The organism is Phyllobacterium sp. LjRoot231, from assembly GCF_964253365.1.
Lineage (GTDB): Bacteria > Pseudomonadota > Alphaproteobacteria > Rhizobiales > Rhizobiaceae > Phyllobacterium.
The window spans coordinates 278,142-296,917 of record NZ_CAXUQT020000001.1 but is presented as its reverse complement, the minus strand read 5'-3'; the positions used below and the strand labels follow the sequence as shown (position 1 = coordinate 296,917).

Genomic DNA, 18,776 nt, shown 5'->3' with positions numbered 1-18,776 from the left:
GTGCTGGCCGGAGGTGAAAGGCCGCATCGATCAGTCAACGTGCTGTATGCACTGGGAGGGTTACCATGAAAAAATATGCAACCGCATTGGCGGGCGCTGCTGTTCTTGCTGTGTCGTTTGCCGGACCCGTTCTGGCGAAAGACAAGATCGTTGGTGTGTCTTGGTCGAACTTCCAGGAAGAGCGTTGGAAGACCGACGAAGCCGCAATCAAGAAGGCGCTCGAAGCCAATGGCGACAAGTACATTTCTGCTGACGCGCAGTCTTCTGCTTCCAAGCAATTGACCGACGTTGAAAGCCTTATTTCGCAAGGTGCGAACGCCCTGATCATCCTCGCGCAGGATTCGAGCGCCATCGGACCAGCCGTCGAGAAGGCGGTTGCTGAGGGCATTCCCGTCGTTGGTTATGACCGCCTGATTGAAAACAAGGATGCGTTCTACATCACCTTCGACAACAAGGAAGTGGGCCGCATGCAGGCACGTGGTGTTTTCGCCGTGAAGCCCGAAGGCAACTACGTCTTCATCAAGGGCAGTTCGGCTGATCCGAATGCTGATTTCCTCTTTTCGGGTGCTCAGGAGGTCCTGAAAGAGGCAATCGACTCCGGCAAGATCAAGAATGTCGGTGAAGCCTATACGGATGGCTGGCTGCCTGCCAACGCCCAGAAGAACATGGAGCAGTTCCTGACTGCCAATGACAACAAGGTCGATGCGGTTGTTGCGGCAAACGATGGTACAGCAGGTGGTGCCATAGCAGCACTGCAGGCTCAGGGCCTTGCTGGCACGGTTCCTGTCTCCGGCCAGGATGCGGATTTCGCAGCGCTGAACCGCGTAGCACTGGGCACGCAGACCGTGACGATCTGGAAGGACTCCCGTGAACTCGGCAAGCAGGCTGCAGGTATCGCCTCGGCCCTCGCAGATGGCAAGAAGATGGAAGAAATTCCAAACGTTCAGAAGTTTGCCGGCGGCGTCAACAAAGTTGAAGTCAATGCTGTGTTCCTTACACCGGTTCCGGTCACCAAGGACAATCTTGATGTCGTCGTGGATGCTGGCTGGGTGAAGAAGGATGTTGTTTGCCAAGGCGTAAAGGCAGGTTCGGTACCTGCCTGCAAATAATATCGCTAGAATCTGCTAAGATCGAGCGCCGCTGGTCCGTTGGGTCAGCGGCGTTTTAAAAAGACAATAGAACTGGGAGAATAAAATGAGTGATCCGGCCATCAGCCTTGACCGGGCCCGTTCTTCGGAGCTCGGCATTGTCGCCAGATTCTTCAAGGCGACGGAGCTCGACACCCGTCTTCTCGGCATGATCGGAGCGCTGGTCATAATCTGGCTTGCTTTCCAGTTTCTCTCTGGTGGACAGTTCCTGACGCCGCGCAACCTTTGGAACCTGTCTGTTCAGACATCGTCGGTTGCTGTCATGGCGACGGGAATGGTGCTGATTATCGTTACCCGCAACATCGATCTTTCCGTCGGCTCCATCCTCGGATTTGTGGGTATGATCATGGGCGTGACGCAGGCTGAGTTCCTGCCAAAGCTTATTGGTTTCGAGCATCCGGCCACGTGGATAATTGCGCTTGGTATTGGCGTCATTACCGGTGCGCTCATCGGCGGCTTTCAGGGCTTCATCATTGCCTTTCTCGGCGTTCCCGCCTTCATAGTCACGCTTGGCGGTCTTCTGGTCTGGCGCGGTGCTGCCTGGTGGGTTACGTCAGGCCGTACAGTTGCGCCGATGGACTCGACCTTCCGCCTCATGGGTGGTGGACCTGAGGGTTCGATAGGCGCGTTCTGGAGCTGGGTCGTCGGCATCATTGCTTGCGTCGCCATCATCGCCATGGTCATCAATAGTCGCCGCCAGCGCAAACGGTTCAACTTTCCGCGTCGTCCGATATGGGCCGAGGCCTTCATGGCGGCCATTGGCTGCATTCTGGCGCTTGGTGGCGTCGCCATTGCCAACGCATACTACTGGCCGATTGGTATTGTCCGCAAATATGCCGAAGCCAACAACATCACAATTCCCGATGGAGGTCTGTTCATTTCGCACGGAATTGCCATTCCGGTGCTGATCGCGGTTGCAGCAGGTCTGATCATGACATTCGTGGCGACACGCACTCGCTTTGGCCGCTATGTCTTTGCCATGGGCGGCAATCCGGAAGCAGCTGATCTTGCCGGTATCAACACGCGCTGGGTGACGATGAAGATTTTCATCATTATGGGAATTCTATGTGCCATCGCTGGTGCCATTTCCACCGCCCGTCTGAACGCTGCGACCAATGCACAAGGCACGCTCGATGAGCTCCTGACCATCGCCGCCGCAGTCATTGGTGGAACGTCACTGGCTGGTGGTGTCGGCACGATCGCCGGTGCCATGATCGGTGCCTTGTTGATGCAATCGCTGAGTTCCGGCATGGTTCTGCTTGGTCTCGATACGCCATTGCAGAACATCGTTGTCGGTCTGGTTCTTGTCGTCGCCGTCTGGCTCGACACGATCTATCGCCGCCGTACCGCGTAAGGGAGGAACAACCATGACCAACACACAAACGCCTCTCATCGATATGGAAAATATCTCGATCGCCTTCGGTGGTATTCGCGCGGTCGATGGGGCTTCGATCGATCTTTTTCCCGGTGAAGTCGTTGCGCTTCTCGGCCACAATGGTGCCGGCAAATCGACCCTGATCAAGATCCTGTCGGGTGCCTACAAGCGCGACCATGGTACGATCAAGGTCAACGGGGAAGAAGCGGCAATCAACAATCCGCGCGATGCCAAGGCGTATGGCATCGAAACGATATATCAAACCCTGGCGCTTGCGGACAATGTCGACACGGCCGCCAATCTCTATCTCGGCCGTGAATTGATGACGCCTTGGGGCACCCTGGACGATGTAGCGATGGAGCACAGCGCCCGCGAAGTCATGGGCAGGCTCAATCCCCGGTTCCAGCGCTTCAAGGACCCGGTCAAGGCCTTGTCTGGCGGTCAGCGGCAGTCCGTGGCGATTGCACGCGCGATCTTGTTCAACGCCCGGATCCTGATCATGGACGAGCCGACGGCGGCGCTTGGACCGCAAGAAACGGCACAGGTCGGCGAACTGATCAAGCAATTGAAGAGTGAAGGCATCGGTATCTTTCTCATCAGCCATGATATCCATGACGTCTTCCACCTCGCCGATCGCGTGGCGGTGATGAAAAATGGTCAGGTTGTTGGCACCGCCAAGGTGGGCGATGTCAACGAGGACGAAGTGCTCGGCATGATCATCCTCGGCAAGTGCCCGCCCGGTGCGATACCAGGACCTGGCGCGGTGAACTAAACCAATAAAAAGGCCGCTTGAAGCGGCCTTTTTATTGAACGAAGCTGGGGAAGGTCAGATCGACTCGACTTGCTGAACTTCCGGAACGAAATGCTTCAAGAGGTTTTGAATGCCGTGCTTAAGGGTCGCAGTCGACGATGGGCAGCCCGAGCAAGCGCCCTTCATGTGCAGGAACACGGTACCGTTTTCATAACCGCGGAATGTGATGTCTCCGCCGTCCTGAGCCACAGCGGGACGGACGCGAGTTTCAAGAAGTTCCTTGATCGTTTCAACGATTTCGGTATCGGCGCTGTCAAAGAACTCGCCATCGGTCTCCCGCTGGGCCGTATCGGCAATTTGGGTGACATTGGCCATCACCGGTGCGCCCGACATGAAATGCTCCATGATCGCGCCTAGAATGGCAGGCTTGAGGTGTTGCCACTCCGGGCCTTCGCTCTTGGTCACGGTGACAAAATCATAACCGAAGAATACGCCGGTGACGCCCGGGACGCCAAAGATCTTGCCAGCAAGCAGTGAGGATTCGCCAGCACTCGCCGCATCGCGGAAATCGGCGGTTCCTTCTTCAAGCACCACCTTTCCAGGCAGGAACTTCAAGGTCGCTGGATTGGGCGTCGCTTCGGTCTGGATGAACATGGCGGATCTCGCGTATCTAGTTTAGAACTATTCAAAGAGGCATATAGGCCTTTAAACCATTCTCTTCAAGTCAGGATTATATCACGTTTGGTCGACGTAATCAGGTAATAGCGTCGATGTCCTCATCCGAGAGATTATAAGGTACGACCGTGACTGGAATGGAAAAGGATTCCCGCCCTGCCAGCGACTGGACAAGCGGACCAGGACCGTCCTTCCCGGAACCAGCTGCCAGGACAAGGATGGCGATATCCTGATCTTCTTCGATAAGCTTCTGAATCTCTTCGGATGTAATGCCTTCGCGGACAACAAGTTCCGACTCGATCCCTATTGTTTCCCGAACGCTGGCGGCAAACTTGCTGAGCGTCGAATTGGCCCGCTCCTGGGCTTCCGCACGCATGATCTGTTCGACTCCAAGAAACTGCTGAAAGTCTGCCGAATCGATAACGAACAGCAGCAAGAGTACGCCGCCGGTCGTCTTGGCTCGGCGTGAGGCATAGGCAACGGCCCGCTCGCATTCCGGCGTTTCGTCAATGACGGCCAGAAATTTGCGGCGGTGGCCGGCTTCGCGGCTAAGTCGTCTTGATACCATGTGCTCAACCTGCCTTAAGCATTGATCGTCCGCAAGGCCTTCTCTGGCGCGGTCTAGTTCTGCAGAAATCCGACAATATCACGGACATTGCGCATCGTCTTCTCTGCAAGAACGCTCGCACGCTCACCACCATCTTTGAGGACGGCATCGACAAAGCCGGGGTCAGCAGAAATTCGCCGCATTTCCGCAGCGATCGGTGCCAGCTTCTCAACAGCAAGATCGGCAAGCGCCGGCTTGAACACAGAGAATTGTTGCCCGCCAAAATCGCGGATCACGCTTTCCTTGTCACTATCGATCAGTGCGGCATAGATACCAACGAGGTTGTCAGCTTCAGGGCGATCCTTCAAACCATCGACATCTGACGGCAGGGGTTCAGAATCTGTCTTTGCCTTGCGGATTTTTTTCGAGATCGTATCCACGTCGTCGGTCAGATTGATGCGAGAGAGATCGGACGGATCGGATTTCGACATCTTTTTGGTGCCGTCGCGCAGACTCATGACACGCGCTGCAGGCCCCCCGATGACCGGTTCTGTCAGCGGGAAGAAGCTGGAAATAGTCTCGTCACCGGATTGCGTGTCGACACCGAGGCCGAGTTCAGCGATGCGATCCGAAAAATCGGTGTTGAATTTCTGAGCGATGTCGCGCGTCAGCTCCAGATGCTGCTTCTGGTCTTCACCGACGGGTACATGTGTCGCACGGTAGACAAGAATATCGGCAGCCATCAGGTTGGGATAGGCGAATAGACCGACGGAGGCATTTTCACGGTCCTTACCGGCCTTGTCCTTGAACTGGGTCATGCGGTTGAGCCAGCCCATTCGGGCAACGCAGTTGAAAACCCATGCCAGCTCGGCATGCTGGTGCACGCGGCTCTGGTTGAAAACGATGTTCCTTTTTGCGTCGATACCCGAAGCGAGGAAGGCTGCGGTAACCTCACGCGTGTTGCGCTGCAACTCGGCCGGCCCGCCCCAGACGGAGATGGGAGGGGTAATCGCGTGCTGGTCCACAACGCAGTACATGCATTTGCTGCTTTCCTGCAAAGCAACCCAGCGACGGATCGCGCCGAGATAATTGCCAAGATGCAGGTTGCCGGTTGGCTGGACACCGGAAAAGACGAGCGGTTCAAACGTGCTCATAAAATCGTCCTTGATCGTTCGGGGATCGGGCTTGCAGGCTCCGACAGCAATGAAGTCGAGCTTTTGGCAGAGGGAGACGCTCTATTCAAGCCCTATCGATGCCAACCTTCATTTGAGCTCCAGGAGATCCCATTTGTTGCCATAGAGATCTTCAAACACCGCGACGCTGCCATAGGCTTCGTGACGCGGTTCTTCAAGAAAATGTACACCAGCCTCAACCATCTTTGCGTGGTCTACCGGGAAATCATCGGTACGCAGAAAAAGCGCAACCCGGCCGCCGGTCTGGTTACCAATGCTGGCTTTCTGTGTGTCGTCATCCGCTTTAGCCAGTAATAGCCGGGCGCCATCATTTTCAGGCGCGACGACAACCCAGCGTTTGGTTTCGGAAAGCGGCGTATCGTGGACAAGGGAAAAGCCGAGCACCTTCGTGTACCAGGCAATCGCCTCGTCATAGTCACGCACAACGAGGGTGATCAAGTGGATGTGTCGACTCACGGCGCGGCGTCCTCGGGCGCTTTAGTTCCGCGCTTCACATTTCGCCGGATCATGCCGAAGCTGGCGCCGCCTGTCCCGAAAGCGAGCGCGAAATAGAGGATCATCGACAACCCAACCAGCGATACGACAGCAATGGCTTGTGTGTGCAGAGGCGCATGCGGTTCGAGCGCCGGGCCCATCCAGCGAATTGCGTAATAAAGTGTAAGGCCCATGAGACCAGCGGAAATAATCAGCCGTGGAATACGGGTAAGCAGCGGAATGTCCCGGCCCCAATGTCCTCGCCAGACAAGCGTTATGAAAAGCAAAATTGCATTCGTCCACCCGGCGACAATCTCGGCAGTTGCGATGCCGGTCTCTGCCATGATTGGAAATAGCGTCAGCGCGAGACTGACATTCACGATAACGGCGATGGCCGCAAAGATCATCGGTGTTCGCGTATCCTCGCGCGCGAAGAACCCCGGCAAAAACGCCTTGATCAAGACGAAGGCTGGAAGACCGAGCCCATAAATCGCCAGGATATTGCCGACCGTATGCGTAGATGCGGTGGAGAAATTGCCACGTTCGTACAACATCCGAACGATCGGTTCGGACATTACAAGCAGCGCCGCGGCAGCAGGAAGCGTAAGAAACAGCGTGAATTCCACGGAGCGGTTCTGCAGGCTGCCGGCCTCCTTCAGATTTCCCGAGCGCAGCGCACGCGCCAATTCCGGCAGGAGGACCGTCGCAACCGCGATTCCGACGACACCGAGCGGCAATTGATAGATACGGTCGGCATAGGCCAGGGACGAGATGGCACCCGATTTAGCCGAGGCGATGTTCGTGTTAATCAGGAGATTGATCTGGGTGATGCCGCCGGTTACGGCAGCCGGGAAGGCCAGTATCAGCAGGCGTTTGACGTTGGCGGTTATATGAGGCAACCGGAATCCGATGGAAATGCCGGCATTGCGTACGGCAAACCAGACAATGGCAAGTTGCACCACACCGGAAACCATCACGCCCCAAGACAGGGCATAGCCCACGGCGTGGCCGTCCTGGCCTTTCAGCCATGCATAGCCGAGCACGCCGATCAGAATGACATTCAGGAAAACCGGAGCGATGGCCGCGGCAAAATAGCGATGCAGGGAATTCAGCATTCCGCTCATCATGGCGGCGAGGGACATACAGGCGAGATATGGGAACATGATGATCGCCATCGACACCGTGTTGTCGAACTTCATCGCGTCCGTCACAAAGCCCGGAGCTATGACGAAGCGCACGATCAGCGGCATCGACAGCTCCATCAGGATCGTCAGACCGAGCAGTACCGTGAAGAGGACACCGAACACCTCTTCGGAAAAACGGCGCGCTCCATCAAGCCCATTGGCTTCGATTTCCTTGGCAAACAGGGGTACGAAAGCAGAGTTGAATGCGCCTTCCGCGAAGAGCCGCCGGAACGTATTGGGAAAACGGAAGGCAGCGTTGAACGCATCGGCGACCGGTCCGGTGCCCAGCGCAGAAGCCATCAACATCTCGCGTGTAAAGCCGAAGACGCGGCTCATCAGCGTGCCGGACGCCACTGTCGCAAATTTCTTGACCAAACTCATTCTATTCAGCCGTCATGAGGATGTTTTGCCGTTGCGGCTGCGCTGTCGTGATATCGCCTTCACCGAAGAGCGCAAGCAGCTTCTTGCGAATACGGCTCTGTCTCGTCGTATTGGTGATCTGGTGACCGACGAGATCTGTGACATAGAACACGTCGATGACCTTTTCACCGAAGGTCGTCACATGCGCAGAAGCGATATCGAGTGAGAGATCGGAAATGATACCGGTTATTTCCGATAGCAGACCCGGACGATCCAGCCCTTCCACTTCGATGACGGTAAATTTGTTCGAAAGCGTAATGTTGATTTCGACACGCGGGGTGATCCGGAATGCCTTGACCGCGCGCTTCGGCTTGGTGCGGCTTGCCAGCATTTCTGGCAGATAGGCTTTTCCTGAAAGCACGTCTTCGATCAGGCGTCCGATCCGCATGGCGCGGCGCCGCTCGTCATCATCCGTTGGAAATTCACGGCTGATAAGGATCGTATCGAGCGCGCGCCCGTCGCTGGTGGTGAAAATCTGGGCGTCGACAATGTTGGCGCCGGCCCCGGCACACGCGCCTGCAATGATCGAGAGCAGTCGCGGATGATCGGGTGACAGAACGGTAATCTCTGTCACGCCCTCGAAATCATGCGTTTTCACCATGGTAGCAAGGGCTTTACCGCTGGCGTCAGTCTCGCGGATGAAATTGGCGTGGCGAATTTGATCGTCGAGGCTGACAGTCAACAGGTAGTTTTGATAGTGCAGCGCAAGGTAAGATTGACGTTCGATCTGCGGCCATGACGACAATGCATGGTCGAGTTGCGCACGTGCATGGTCGGTGCGCTCCTTGCGCGAGACTTCCGAGAAGCCGCCCGTCAACATCAATTCCGTTTCGTAGAAGAGGTTACGCAGCAACTGGCCTTTCCAGCCGTTCCAGACGCCGGGTCCTACCGCCTTGATATCACAAATGGTAAGAACCAGCAGCAATTTCATCCGATCGAGGGTCTGCACGATCTCGGCGAAGTCCTCGATGGTCTTGCGGTCATTGAGATCGCGCGACTGTGCCACCCTGCTCATGGTCAGATGCTGTTCGACGAGCCAGGCAACGGTTTCAGTATCGGCTTTCGAAAGGCCAAGACGCGGGCAAATGCGCCTTGCAATACGTGCCCCCGCAATAGAGTGGTCCTCTGGGCGGCCCTTGGCAATGTCATGCAAGAGCAGGGCGACGTACAGCAGTTTACGGTCTTTCTTCAGACCCGGCATAATCTGGTTGGCGAGAGGGTGTTCCTGGACAAGATCGCCATGCTCGATTTCAGACATGACTGCGATACAACGCAACAGATGCTCATCGACAGTGTAGTGATGATACATATTGAATTGCATCATCGCGACGACCTTGCCGAAATCTGGAATGAACCGGCCAAGAACTCCGGATTCGTTCATGCGCCGCAGGATGAGCTCGGGATTACGCTCCGAGGTGAGAACTTGCAGAAAAAGCCGGTTCGCCTCAGGATTTTCCCGCAGATCGGTTTTTATCAGGGACAGCGACCGCGTCACCAACTGCATCGCATCCGGGTGAAATTCGAGCCCATGCTCGTCCGCTAGATGAAACAGGCGTATCAGATTAACCGAGTCTTTCTGGAAGACACCGTCATTGGCAATAGTGATACGGTGATTGTCGACGACAAAATCTGCTGTACCGGAAAGTTTACGCTTACGGCGCGAAAAGGTGAGGAAAATTCGATTGAACCCTGGAACGTGCTTGGCCTGTTCCTCTTCCAACGCCGCGCAGATGATGCGCGTGAGATCACCGACTTCCTTGGCGACAAGGAAGTAGTGTTTCATGAAACGCTCGACATCACGCTGGCCAGGGTGGGCTGTGTAGCCGAGCCGCCGGGCAATCTCGCTCTGGATATCGAAGGAAAGGCGTTCTTCTGCCTTGCCGGTGAGGAAGTGCATGTGGCAGCGGACCGCCCATAGCAGATCCTCGGCCTTGCGAAAGATATTATGTTCCGCGCGGGAGAGAACCCCGAGTTTGACCAGTTCGTCGCTGGTCTTCACCCGGTAATAATATTTGGCGATCCAGAACAGCGTATGCAGGTCGCGCTGACCCCCCTTGCCTTCCTTGACGTTCGGTTCAACCAGATAGCGTGTCGCTCCGGACTTGCGATTGCGTGCGTCACGCTCGGCTAGTTTGGCCTCAATGAACGCAGGACCCGTTCCCTTGACGACCTCTTCATCAAAGCGTTGCACCAGTTTGGCGAAAAGGTCTTCATTGCCACAGAGGTAACGAGCCTCCAGAATGCTGGTGCGGATGGTCATGTCAGCCAGCGATTGGCGAATGGACTCATCCAGATTACGCGTTGCGTGGCCGACTTTGAGACCCGCATCCCAGAGCATGTAGAGAATATATTCGACGACCTGCTCGCCCCAAGGGGTCTGCTTGTAAGGCAGGAGGAATAAAAGATCGATATCCGAACCAGGCGCCAGACCGCCGCGGCCATAACCACCAACCGCCACCACCGTCATCCGTTCCGCCGTGGACGGATTTACTGCCGGATAGACATGGGTAACGGCGAATTCATAGAGTGCCGATATGATCTGGTCCATCAGATAGGAAAGGCGGATCGAGCAGCGCGTTCCGCCCGCATCCTTCATCAGCATCTCTTCAGCAGACTTGCGACCCGCGCTCAGTGTCTGCTTCACAAGCTGCAAAACGTCGTTACGATCGACGGACGCGGCGCCTTGTTTGTTCGCTGACTTGACCAGATCTTCAAATTGACGATGAAGGTTGGCCGGGTTGACGATTTGGTCCAGTTTCAGGTCTGAGGCGCTCATGAACACGTCTTTATTGATATTGGCCGCACGCTATAGCGCGAATTTACTTCAAACGAAACGATTACATTTGAAGCATTCGATCCTCGCAGCATTCAAGATGTCGTGTTCGTGGCGAGGCCTTTCAACCGGTAGAGCGCTTCTAACGCTTCCCGCGGTGTCATCTCGTCCGGATTGACGCTGGAGATTGCGGCAAGCAGCGCGCTATCCTTACCGTGAATCGGTTTGGGCGGTTGGCGCCTCACTTCGACCGAGAAGAGCGGCAAGTCGTCGATCAGCTTATCGGCCTTGCCAGAGGTCTCTCCGGCTTCGAGCTGGTGCAGCACATCGCGGGCGCGGTTGACAACGGCTTCTGGCAGACCAGCCAGACGGGCCACCTGCACGCCGTATGAGCGGTCAGCAGCGCCCCTGGCGACCTCATGCAGGAACACGACATCGCCGTCCCATTCCTTCACGCGCATGGTCACATTGCTGAGTCGCTCGAGTTTCTCCGAAAGTGCCGTCATCTCGTGGAAGTGCGTGGCAAAAATTGCCCGGCACTGGTTCTTTTCGTGCAGATATTCAACCGCCGCCCATGCGATCGAAAGACCATCAAAGGTGGCGGTGCCGCGACCGATTTCGTCGAGAATTACCAACGAATGGTCGCTGGCTTGATTGAGGATTGCCGCCGTCTCGACCATTTCTACCATGAAAGTGGAACGCCCGCGTGCAAGATCATCCGAAGCGCCGACGCGTGAGAACAAACGATCCACAATGCCGATATGGGCAGAGCCAGCGGGAACGAACGAACCCATCTGTGCGAGGATAGCAATCAATGCGTTCTGGCGCAGAAAGGTTGATTTACCGCCCATGTTAGGGCCTGTCAGAAGCCAGATCGCACCCTTACCCACGCCCTCAGGGGAAAGATTGCAATCATTGGCAACAAAGGGATCGGCCGCTTGCCGGCGCAGCGATTGCTCGACGACCGGGTGGCGTCCGGCCACAACCTCAAACGCAAGGCTGTCATCGACGAGCGGCCGGCAGTAGCCTTGTTCTTCAGCGAGCGTCGCCAACGATATGGAGACATCGAGCGCCGCCAGCGCCGCAGCACCTGCGCGAATAGCGTCGGCGTTGGCCACGGTCTCATTAGTCAAGGCGTCGAAAACGCCAAGCTCGATCGAAAGCGCGCGTTCGGCGGCATTTGCTATCTTGGTTTCAAGCTCTGCTAGCTCCGTCGTCGTGAACCGCATCGCATTGGCAATGGTCTGACGATGAATGAATTTGCTCTTGGCTTCATCGGTATCGGTCATGACGGAGGCATTGTTGGCGGTAACTTCGATAAAATAACCAAGCACATTATTATGCTTGATTTTCAGCGATCTGACGCCAGTGGTTTCCATGTAGTCAGCTTGCAGGCCGGCGATGATGCGGCGCGAATGATCCCGCAGTGCCCGCATTTCGTCCAGATCGGCACGATATCCCGGCCGAACGAACCCGCCGTCGCGCTTGAGAAGCGGCAGTTCATCGGCGAGCGCCTGGTCAAGGTGCGTGGCAAAATCCAGCGGCAATTCAACGAGACACTCCCTGACCCGCGCGAACTCTGCTGGCAATTCCTCGCTTCCGAATAAATGTGAGATTTCAGCCGCGGCCTCCAAACCCCGCGCTAGTGCACCAAGATCGCGCGGACCGCCGCGACCGACCGCTAGCCGCGACAGGGCGCGGGGCATATCAGGTACGCCCTTCAACGCTTCGCGCGTCAAATCTGCGAGCGGATGGCGAAGAAGGAAAAAGGAGATGGAGTCCAGGCGCTCCGCAATCGCTGCCGGATCAGTTAGAGGTGACGTCAGCCGCTCCGCCAGAAGTCGTGCCCCACCGCCTGTGACCGTGCGGTCGATGGCCCTCAGCAGGCTTCCCTCGCGTTTGCCGGAAAGTGTGCGCAAAAGTTCTAGGTTGGCGCGGGTGGCAGGATCGATGAAAAGCGAAGAACCCTCCGACTCCCGCTCGGGCCGCATCAGCGGCGGGCGCTCGGCAATCTGTGTCTTTTCGACGTAGGCGATGGCGCCGGAAATCGCTGAAAGCTCGGCACGCGAGAATTGCCCAAACCCGTCGAGCGTGCTGACGTCGAAATAGCGCTGGATGCGGTTCTCTGCCGTGGCGCTGTCAAATAGACTGGGTGGCTGCGGGCTGACCGCGCGGCCGATGACATCGAACACTGACCGCAGATCCGGATCATGAAATACGGGATCTGCAACAATCAATTCTCGCGGATCTACACGCAGAATGTCGGCGAGCAATCGGGATGGATCGGTTTCGCTGACGTGGAACGTGCCGGTTGAAATGTCGATCCAGGCAAGCGCAAACTGACCTTTATCCGACCCCTTCACGCGGCCGAGCGTCATCAAATAATTGGCTTCGGATGGATCGAGCAGTTTTTCTTCGGTAATCGTTCCGGGTGTAACCAGCCGCACGACGTCACGCTTGACGACGGATTTTGCCCCGCGTTTCCTGGCCTCCGCAGGGTCTTCGATCTGTTCACACACGGCAACGCGAAAGCCGCGCGCAATCAGCTTTTGCAGATAGTCGTCGGCAGCGTGGATGGGTACGCCACACATGGGAATATCGTCGCCCAGATGCTTGCCGCGCTTCGTCAGCGTGATGCCAAGCGCCCGCGATGCCTCGACCGCATCATCGAAGAACAATTCGTAGAAATCGCCCATACGATAGAACAATAGGCTATCCGGGTTCGTCGCCTTGATTTCGATATATTGCTCCATCATCGGCGTTGGTCGCGCCAATATGTCAGCCTCGTAAGGGGACGGTTCGATGATAGCTGCCAGTTCGGCCAAGACGCTCTCCTGATTTCGATCAGGAGCAATCTATTCGCTATCGCAGAATTTACACACCTCTTCCGAGTTCATCCGGGGCTTTTCTCCACAGATCATCGCCCCGGGCCGCATGACTCTAGACGAAGCGCTTTGCTTCCGCAGCGTAATGGCTGATATAGCGTTCCGAGATGCGGCTGACCGGCAGGATGATGAAGACATCCGTTGTACCAAAGTCATGATCGACGACAGCGCCATCGCCAATCATCGCCCCAAGCCGTAGATAGCCCTTGATGAGCGGCGGCATGGCGAAGAGGGCTACTTTTGGATTGATTGCCTCGTTCGGAACGAGGTCCATCGCCTGGTAAAGGGCGGGCAGGGCGCGAACGTCCCAGTCGGGCGTCGCGCGGCAATTATGCTGCAGGAAAGACAGAGGCAGGGCGTGCGCTGCAGGAACGGTTCCCTGGAAGGATGCGCAACCGAACATCACACCGATCGAATGGTAACGGCAATAAGTCCAGATCCCTTGCCAGAGCAATTCGACCGTCCGTTTCGACCGGTATTCCGGCAGGACACAGGAACGGCCCAACTCAAGAAAGCGCAATTCCGGCTTTGCGGCAACCAGTCGATCGATCGAATATTCGCTGGCTGAATAGAAACCACCCGTTTCGAAAGCTTTTTCCGAGCGCAATAGCCGATAGGTGCCAACAATCTGCTTGTGTTTCGGTCCGGGGATAGAGGTGTCGTAGACGAGAAGATGATCGCAGAAGGGATCGAACCGGTCCGCATCGCGTTGCTCCATCGTGGCAGAGCCTTTGGCACCCAATTCGTCGAAAAAAACCTTGAACCGCAATTGCTGCGATGACGCGATTTCATCTTCGGTCTGCGCAATGCAAACTTCCATCGTGCCGATGCGACCAAGCACCGATGCAAGGTGTGGCGCCGTAAACGGCGAGGGTGTTGAATCAACCTGCGACATCATGCGTTGATCTTTAGTGATTGAAGCAGGTTCAAGCAAGGCGATGGTCATATCGATTCGCTCTCTCAGGAGATTTATCGGTACTCGTTCGTCCGTTGAATACAACAATTGGATGACGGCTACATGACGTTGGAAACGGGCTAATTACCCAATTTCGTTTCAGTTTTCGCCGGTTTGCCCGCCTCCAGCCCGCCGGTCGCGCAGCCAGACAAAAATTTCCTCGACCACCACCAATGCCGCTCCAACCGATATATAGGCATCAGCGAGATTAAAGACGGCAAACGACCATGATGGCAGGTGGAAAAGAATGTAATCGACGACATAGCCATGCAGTCCGCGGTCGATAAGATTGCCGATCGCGCCACCAATAATGAGGGCAAAACCGAACCGTGAAATCCAGCGGGCGGACGTCGTGCTCCACCACAGATAGCTGACAAAACAGATGACAATGATCGTCAGTGCGATGAGGGCAGTGTCGCCGAAGCCGCTGAGCATCGAGAAGGCGATGCCATTATTGTGGACACGAAAGAGTGCCAGAAAAGGCAACAGATCAATTTGCTGCTGATAGTCCATGCCAGTCTCGACCAGATATTTGATGATCTGGTCGCTGATCACAGCGAAGGCAACGACAGCAAGAAGGCTGAAAAAGGTTTTGCTTTTCATAAATCTGTTTTCTCAAATTCCAGCGTCAAGTTTCAACGCGTCACGCCGGATCTCGAACAACATGACGCCAGTGGCAATGGCGAGATTGAGCGAATCGGCACGGCCTTCCTGTGGAATGCGCGCGAGCTTGTCACAGGCTGAAGCCAATTGATCCGGCAACCCTTGTTGCTCATTCCCCATCAACAGGATCACCGGTTTCTTGGCATAGGGGATCGTTCGATAATCGACTGCACCCTTCAGATGCGTTCCGACAACTATTCCTGGGAAACCCTTCCGCCAGGAAAGAAATTCGGCTTCGGTCGCGCGTATGAGAGGCATTGCAAAAACCGAGCCCATCGTGGCCCGGATCGTTTCCATCGAAAAGGGATCAGTCGTGTCTCCGATCAGAATGACGCCTTTAGCACCTGCTGCGTCCGCGGTTCGAATAATCGTGCCCAGATTACCGGGGTCGCGCACCCGGTCGAGCGCAACGTAGACCTCGTTGCCTTGTGGTCTGAGAGCAGAAAGCGAGTGAACTTTCTGCTCGAATACGCCGACGACCATTTGGGGATTGTCGCGTCGGGTGATTGCCGAGATCACTTTTTCGCTGACTTCAAGTACATCGCCGCCCTTGGCGATCGTGCGCGCCGCTATCTGCTCGACCAACGAGTTGCCTTTGCCCGCCTTTGAAAAGACCAGTGTCTTGATGATCCAGCCAAGATCAAGCGCATCAATGACAAGTTTCAGACCTTCGGCGAGGAAAACGCCCTGCTGGTCGCGAAACTTTTTTATCGCCAGCGAGCGCAAATCCTTGACGATCGGATTAGTCAGGCTGGTAACCTCCTTGACCCTGCCGGGGCGAATCAGTCCGCTACCGCGCTGGTGGTCGTCCTGCTTGTTCATTAGGCCCTCCAGCGGCTGAAAAGAGAGGTCGAAAGGGCACGGCCGGATGAACGTTCGCGCAGGATGAGCTCGCCTGACTGGACCTCTCCGCCAAGCCCGGTGAACGCATCGCGCATCAACTCATGGATCGCAAAAAACGAAGCGCGGATTGAATAGGCGGTCAGGACGACTGCAAGTGGATTTGGCGTGAGGATCGAGCGGCAAAGATCAACCATTTCCGGTAGATTTTCGAATAGTTGCCAGACTTCACCATTCGGTCCGCGTCCATAGGCGGGCGGATCAAGCAGGATGATGTCATAGCCACTGCCGCGCCGCTCTTCGCGTGCGACGAATTTCATCGCATCTTCGCAGATCCAGCGAATGGGCTTAGCTGAAAGGCCTGCCATTTCCTGGTTTTCCCGTGCCCAGACGATTGCTTTCTTCGAAGCGTCGACATGCGTTACCTCGGCTCCCGCACGCGCCGCTACAAGCGACGCGACTCCCGTGTAACCGAAGAGGTTGAGCACCTTAACCGGGCGTTTCGCATTGCGGATCAATTGATCCATGTGGGACCAGTGTGTGCCTTGTTCTGGAAATACGCCTACATGGCGGAAAGAGGTAAAACGCCCGAAAAACGGAATGCCGTCATAAGCAAGCGGCCAGGTTTCGCCGAGGGGCGCTTTTGGAAAATGCCAACGACCGACGCCTTCCTCATCCGTATTGCCGGTGAATATCGCATCGGCCTTGTCCCATTCCGGTCTATCCCAAGCCGGGAGCCAGATCGCCTGACCTTCGGGACGGACAATGCGATAGGGGCCGTATTGTTCAAGTTTCAGACCATTGCCGCTATCGAGCAGCGCGTAATCGTCGGAGGGCAGGGTTTCGAGAATGAGGCCGGTTTTTTCCTGTGGGCGTGCTCCAGTGCGGCGTGCAAGCACACGTTTGGGCGCGGTTTCCGGTCGAGGCGTGAATTTCTGTTGTTGAAGCTCGGCATCAGCGGCGCGTGGTGTTTTGGCAAATTGCGGACGCGGCTTGGTTGCAGTCTGCCGATGCGGTGCACTCCTTGGAGCCCCGCCTTTTGGACCCGGACCCTTTGCCTTCCTGGTTTTTCCGCCTGGCGATTTCAAATCGTGCTTTCCCTGGTTAACCTTCGCTGCAGGTTTCCTATGCCAAGACGAACAAAGGGGAAAGTAAAAAGGCTCAAGTTGAGGCAGCCATAGCCTTTTCATAGATGAGAATGCCCGCCGCTAGATCTTCCAACGCCGCGCCGACCGATTTGAACAGCGTGATTTCGCTCGGGGATTGACGACCCTTGATCGTTCCGCGCGTCAGGCCAAACAGGTCACCGATCACGTGGCTTTCGTTGACGACTCCCGCCTTGATCGGCTGCACGATATCACCGCCCTCTTTTAGCGCACCGTCTTTGGTATCGACGAACACCCGGGCACGCTTGATGCATTCGTCATCGCTTTCACGCATTGCTGGCGTGAAAGCGCCAATCAGATCGACGTGGGCGCCTGGCTTCAAGTGCTTGCCGAGGATCAACGGCTCGGTGGAGAGCGTTCCGGCGGTGATGATATCTGCTTCGGCAATCGCCGCATCCTTATCGTTCACGGCCTTGGCGTTGAAGCCATCGGCAACGAGTTCGGCAGCAACTTTCTCGGCACCAGCGACATTCCGGTTCCAGATAGAGATTTCTGTGATGGGACGGATGGCGCTGTGTGCGCGTGCCAGAAAGCCGGACAGCGCGCCCGCACCGAGCACCACGAGCTTTGACGCATCTTCGCGAGCGAGATAGCGAGCGGCGAGCGCTGATGCGCCTGCTGTACGCCACAAGGTGAGGCGCTGTCCGTCGATCAGGGCCTTGGGTTCACCGGTTTTGCCGTCAAGCAAAAGATAGACGCCCATGACAGCGGGCTTCGAGATGGCACCATTATCCGGCGATACGGTAACGATCTTGACACCGATATAGCCTTTTGAGGAATCGCCCAGCGTATCGAAATCCGACCAGGCAGGCATCAGGAGCAATGTCGAAGCGGCGCCATCCGGGCGATCGACGGTGTGATGATGGCGCACAGGCTGGATCATCCCCTGGCGGAAAGCCTGTTCGATTGCGTCGATCATATCCGGCCACTTCAACAGCCCATCGACCTCGGCCGGGGAGATCAGTCTCATTTCATATCCTTGGTTGGTTGCTAATGGAGCGAAGGAAGATTTGGCGTAGACGTCGTTTCAGCCGAAGCTTTTCGCGCTTCCTTGCGCAACAATTCCGCCTCGAGCTTGCGCTGACGAGCGAGTTTTCGGTGTTTGCCCTGATTGTACCACGTTGCGAAACTCCCAAGGATCAAGCCGAGGATCAGGGCGGCAAACATCCAGACGAAGAGGGGCGCAGAATAGGAAAGCGCAGGATTGCCCGGGTTGAAAGGATCGATCGTGAACGATATCGCCTCGCGATTGGCTACCGACAGGGCAATCAGGATGACGGCAAGCGGCACAAGAATGAGGATGATGACAACGCGATTGATCATATTTCTCTCCTGCGACGCTTCACACGCTTGGTGGATGCGCCCTTAGCCGTTGGCATTCAGCCGGTCGCGAAGTTCTTTACCGGTTTTGAAAAAAGGCACCCATTTTTCTTCGACATCGACGCTTTCGCCGGTGCGCGGGTTACGTCCGTTGCGAGCGGGGCGGTTCTTGACAGAGAATGCGCCGAAGCCACGGAGCTCGACCCGATTGCCCTCGGCCAGTGCATCGGTAATCTCGTCAAAGATGGCGCTGACGATGTTTTCCACATCACGCTGAAACAAATGCGGATTGCGGTTAGCAATGATCTGCACGAGCTCTGATTTGATCACAGCGAAATCCCTTCCGGTTCTGGATCAGGAGGACAAGGTCAAAAAGCACTAACCTGAAGACTATGTCACTGATCTTA

General features: G+C 56.1%; 17 protein-coding genes. 3 read left to right on the top strand and 14 right to left on the bottom strand.

All coding sequences use genetic code 11. The annotated features are described in order from the left end of the window. The first annotated feature begins 65 nt into the window (after window positions 1–65). From xylF to ACSQ3H_RS01400, 3 genes are all read left to right on the top strand, one after another. On the top strand, window positions 66–1,109 hold the full coding sequence (gene xylF, locus ACSQ3H_RS01410; RefSeq protein WP_436115383.1) for a D-xylose ABC transporter substrate-binding protein: 1,044 nt from the start codon (window positions 66–68) through the stop codon (window positions 1,107–1,109). A gap of 85 nt (window positions 1,110–1,194) precedes the next feature. Beyond that, on the top strand, window positions 1,195–2,502 hold the full coding sequence (locus tag ACSQ3H_RS01405; protein ID WP_436115382.1) for a sugar ABC transporter permease: 1,308 nt from the start codon (window positions 1,195–1,197) through the stop codon (window positions 2,500–2,502). A 13-nt stretch (window positions 2,503–2,515) separates the two neighbouring features. Further along, on the top strand, window positions 2,516–3,295 hold the full coding sequence (locus ACSQ3H_RS01400; RefSeq protein ID WP_436115381.1) for an ATP-binding cassette domain-containing protein: 780 nt from the start codon (window positions 2,516–2,518) through the stop codon (window positions 3,293–3,295). A gap of 54 nt (window positions 3,296–3,349) precedes the next feature. Here the strand turns inward: ACSQ3H_RS01400 and ACSQ3H_RS01395 are convergent, their stop codons facing one another. From ACSQ3H_RS01395 to ACSQ3H_RS01330, 14 genes are all read right to left on the bottom strand, one after another. Continuing rightward, on the bottom strand, window positions 3,350–3,928 hold the full coding sequence (locus ACSQ3H_RS01395) for a NifU family protein (RefSeq protein WP_436115380.1): 579 nt from the start codon (window positions 3,926–3,928) through the stop codon (window positions 3,350–3,352). 100 nt (window positions 3,929–4,028) lie between these two features. Further along, window positions 4,029–4,517 carry a universal stress protein gene (locus ACSQ3H_RS01390; protein ID WP_436115379.1) on the bottom strand — a complete coding sequence of 163 codons (489 nt, stop codon included), beginning with the start codon at window positions 4,515–4,517 and terminating at the stop codon, window positions 4,029–4,031. 53 nt (window positions 4,518–4,570) lie between these two features. Further along, window positions 4,571–5,650, bottom strand: a complete 1,080-nt coding sequence (trpS, locus tag ACSQ3H_RS01385) for a tryptophan--tRNA ligase (RefSeq protein ID WP_436115378.1) — start codon at window positions 5,648–5,650, stop codon at window positions 4,571–4,573. Window positions 5,651–5,758: 108 nt separating this feature from the next. Further along, on the bottom strand, window positions 5,759–6,145 hold the full coding sequence (locus tag ACSQ3H_RS01380; protein ID WP_436115377.1) for a VOC family protein: 387 nt from the start codon (window positions 6,143–6,145) through the stop codon (window positions 5,759–5,761). Beyond that, on the bottom strand, window positions 6,142–7,728 hold the full coding sequence (murJ, locus tag ACSQ3H_RS01375) for a murein biosynthesis integral membrane protein MurJ (protein ID WP_436115376.1): 1,587 nt from the start codon (window positions 7,726–7,728) through the stop codon (window positions 6,142–6,144). Before murJ ends, ACSQ3H_RS01380 begins: the two co-directional genes overlap by 4 nt. A 1-nt stretch (window position 7,729) precedes the next feature. Then, complete coding sequence (locus tag ACSQ3H_RS01370; protein ID WP_436115375.1) at window positions 7,730–10,543, bottom strand: [protein-PII] uridylyltransferase; 2,814 nt, start codon at window positions 10,541–10,543, stop codon at window positions 7,730–7,732. A 92-nt stretch (window positions 10,544–10,635) separates the two neighbouring features. Beyond that, complete coding sequence (gene mutS, locus ACSQ3H_RS01365; RefSeq protein ID WP_436115374.1) at window positions 10,636–13,365, bottom strand: DNA mismatch repair protein MutS; 2,730 nt, start codon at window positions 13,363–13,365, stop codon at window positions 10,636–10,638. A 115-nt stretch (window positions 13,366–13,480) separates the two neighbouring features. Beyond that, on the bottom strand, window positions 13,481–14,371 hold the full coding sequence (locus ACSQ3H_RS01360) for a GNAT family N-acetyltransferase (RefSeq protein WP_436115373.1): 891 nt from the start codon (window positions 14,369–14,371) through the stop codon (window positions 13,481–13,483). Window positions 14,372–14,479: 108 nt separating this feature from the next. Continuing rightward, the gene (lspA, locus tag ACSQ3H_RS01355; RefSeq protein WP_436115372.1) at window positions 14,480–14,983 is read right to left on the bottom strand and encodes a signal peptidase II; all 504 of its coding nucleotides are present in this window, start codon (window positions 14,981–14,983) and stop codon (window positions 14,480–14,482) included. A gap of 12 nt (window positions 14,984–14,995) precedes the next feature. Then, window positions 14,996–15,865, bottom strand: a complete 870-nt coding sequence (locus tag ACSQ3H_RS01350; protein ID WP_436115371.1) for a TrmH family RNA methyltransferase — start codon at window positions 15,863–15,865, stop codon at window positions 14,996–14,998. Then, the gene (locus ACSQ3H_RS01345; protein WP_436115370.1) at window positions 15,865–16,971 is read right to left on the bottom strand and encodes a class I SAM-dependent methyltransferase; all 1,107 of its coding nucleotides are present in this window, start codon (window positions 16,969–16,971) and stop codon (window positions 15,865–15,867) included. The genes ACSQ3H_RS01350 and ACSQ3H_RS01345 overlap by 1 nt, the downstream gene beginning before the upstream one ends. Before the next feature lie 73 nt (window positions 16,972–17,044). Next, entirely contained in the window at window positions 17,045–18,019 is a 975-nt protein-coding gene (locus ACSQ3H_RS01340; protein ID WP_436115369.1) for an ornithine cyclodeaminase family protein, read from the bottom strand. A 20-nt stretch (window positions 18,020–18,039) separates the two neighbouring features. After that, entirely contained in the window at window positions 18,040–18,372 is a 333-nt protein-coding gene (locus tag ACSQ3H_RS01335) for a LapA family protein (RefSeq protein ID WP_436115368.1), read from the bottom strand. Window positions 18,373–18,414: 42 nt separating this feature from the next. Further along, complete coding sequence (locus ACSQ3H_RS01330) at window positions 18,415–18,699, bottom strand: integration host factor subunit beta (protein ID WP_436115367.1); 285 nt, start codon at window positions 18,697–18,699, stop codon at window positions 18,415–18,417. Window positions 18,700–18,776: the final 77 nt, after the last annotated feature.

Coding starts and splice junctions, on each gene's coding strand:
- ACSQ3H_RS01400 (WP_436115381.1), top strand. CDS start 2,516: ATGACCAACACACAAACGCCTCTCATCGATATGGAAAATATCTCGATC.
- ACSQ3H_RS01390 (WP_436115379.1), bottom strand. CDS start 4,517: ATGGTATCAAGACGACTTAGCCGCGAAGCCGGCCACCGCCGCAAATTT.
- ACSQ3H_RS01405 (WP_436115382.1), top strand. CDS start 1,195: ATGAGTGATCCGGCCATCAGCCTTGACCGGGCCCGTTCTTCGGAGCTC.
- murJ (WP_436115376.1), bottom strand. CDS start 7,728: ATGAGTTTGGTCAAGAAATTTGCGACAGTGGCGTCCGGCACGCTGATG.
- ACSQ3H_RS01370 (WP_436115375.1), bottom strand. CDS start 10,543: ATGAGCGCCTCAGACCTGAAACTGGACCAAATCGTCAACCCGGCCAAC.
- xylF (WP_436115383.1), top strand. CDS start 66: ATGAAAAAATATGCAACCGCATTGGCGGGCGCTGCTGTTCTTGCTGTG.
- lspA (WP_436115372.1), bottom strand. CDS start 14,983: ATGAAAAGCAAAACCTTTTTCAGCCTTCTTGCTGTCGTTGCCTTCGCT.
- ACSQ3H_RS01395 (WP_436115380.1), bottom strand. CDS start 3,928: ATGTTCATCCAGACCGAAGCGACGCCCAATCCAGCGACCTTGAAGTTC.
- ACSQ3H_RS01340 (WP_436115369.1), bottom strand. CDS start 18,019: ATGAGACTGATCTCCCCGGCCGAGGTCGATGGGCTGTTGAAGTGGCCG.
- ACSQ3H_RS01350 (WP_436115371.1), bottom strand. CDS start 15,865: ATGAACAAGCAGGACGACCACCAGCGCGGTAGCGGACTGATTCGCCCC.
- ACSQ3H_RS01360 (WP_436115373.1), bottom strand. CDS start 14,371: ATGACCATCGCCTTGCTTGAACCTGCTTCAATCACTAAAGATCAACGC.
- trpS (WP_436115378.1), bottom strand. CDS start 5,650: ATGAGCACGTTTGAACCGCTCGTCTTTTCCGGTGTCCAGCCAACCGGC.
- ACSQ3H_RS01335 (WP_436115368.1), bottom strand. CDS start 18,372: ATGATCAATCGCGTTGTCATCATCCTCATTCTTGTGCCGCTTGCCGTC.